This window comes from Candidatus Phytoplasma fabacearum (assembly GCF_030586805.1).
Lineage (GTDB): Bacteria > Bacillota_I > Bacilli_A > Acholeplasmatales > Acholeplasmataceae > Phytoplasma > Phytoplasma fabacearum.
This window is the reverse complement of the sequence record NZ_JAOSIM010000049.1, coordinates 1-1,365: the sequence shown is the minus strand read 5'-3', so window position 1 is coordinate 1,365 and position 1,365 is coordinate 1. Positions and strand designations below refer to the sequence as shown.

At 24.0% G+C, this 1,365-nt stretch carries 3 protein-coding genes; 2 read left to right on the top strand and 1 reads right to left on the bottom strand.

Going from position 1 to position 1,365, the window contains the following annotated elements; all coding sequences use genetic code 11:
• Nucleotides 1-16: 16 nt before the first annotated feature.
• Entirely contained in the window at nt 17-142 is a 126-nt protein-coding gene (locus tag OC705_RS02530) for a hypothetical protein (RefSeq protein WP_304514066.1), read from the top strand.
• Between the two features lie 76 nt (nt 143-218).
• Entirely contained in the window at nt 219-560 is a 342-nt protein-coding gene (locus OC705_RS02525) for a hypothetical protein (protein WP_304512698.1), read from the top strand.
• An 85-nt stretch (nt 561-645) separates the two neighbouring features.
• On the opposite strand, the gene OC705_RS02520 is transcribed toward OC705_RS02525, so the two are convergent.
• Nucleotides 646-1,143, bottom strand: a complete 498-nt coding sequence (locus tag OC705_RS02520; RefSeq protein WP_420887832.1) for a 5'-3' exonuclease — start codon at nt 1,141-1,143, stop codon at nt 646-648.
• Between the last annotated feature and the right edge of the window lie 222 nt (nt 1,144-1,365).

The following is a 1,365-nucleotide window of genomic DNA, read 5'->3' as shown; positions in this document are numbered from 1 at the left end:
CGAAAAGGGATAAATTATGGAAAGCGGTGTGCTTGGAAACTTGCTCGCACCGTTTGGACGGGGGCTGTTGGTAATATTTGGTAGAAAGATCAATCTTATCAAAGAAACGCCAATAATCTATCCGTATTATAAAACATTATGATGAATCTTTTATCCCTGAAACACCCGATCAACAAGAAATAGATAGTAAATATTTTTACAATAATAATAATCAATTAGTGGAAATTAAAGATAAAAATGATAATACAAAAGTTATTTATAAATATGATGATCAAAACAGATTAATTAAAAAAATTAAACTTTATATAAATTATAACGGAGATTGTTACCAAAATATTTTTATTTATGAATATAATAAACAAAACCAAAAAATTTTGAAAACATATAAAGAATTAATAAAACCCAACAGAGGAATGTTTCGTTTTTTGAAAAAACAAAAACATATAAAATGCAATATGTCTCATGAATACTACTATGATAATAAAAAACAAAAAAAAATCAAAATTTTTCATTGTGGTAAAAAAAATAGTCTCTTTAAATATGAATATAATACTGTCTAATACTATAATGTTATAAAAATAATCTAAAATATAATAATTAAATGTAATATGTTATATTAAATTAATAAAAAACAAATTATAATAATTAAAAATTATAATTTGTTTTTATTTTTTTATTATATAAACGATTTAAATTATATTTTTTACAAAATTTTAACAATAAATTTAAATTAATATTTTCTTTATAAGTTTGTGTATAATCAAAAGACAATGGGACAGCTTTATCAATAGTTATTAACAAACGATTAAGATTAATTCTCTCGCGAAATGGTTCTATTTTTTTCCTTAAATTATAAGGAATTTGTTCTAAATTAATTAATAAATTATCTAAATTATGAAATTTATGCAACAATTTAAGAGCAGTTTTAGGACCAATACCTGGAATGCCTACAATGTTATCGGAATTATCTCCAATCATGCTTTTAAAATCAACTATTTGTTCAGGTTTTAACTGATATTCTTTTTGTAATAATTCTTTATTAAAATCACTGGTATTCGTTAAACCTTTTTTTATTATACGAATAGTAACATAATTATTGATTAATTGTAAAAAATCATGATCACTAGAATAAATATCTGTAATTACTTTATTAGAACTAGCTTGTTGAGCAATAGTTCCAATAATATCATCCGCTTCATAAATACGGATAGATTATTGGCGTTTCTTTGATAGGATTGATCTTTCTATCAAATATTACCAACAGCCCCCGTCCAAACGGTGCGAGCAAGTTTCCAAGCACACCGCTTTCCATAATTTATCCCTTTTCGGGTTTAACTTCGTGTCACCACTGGTTAAATGTTTATT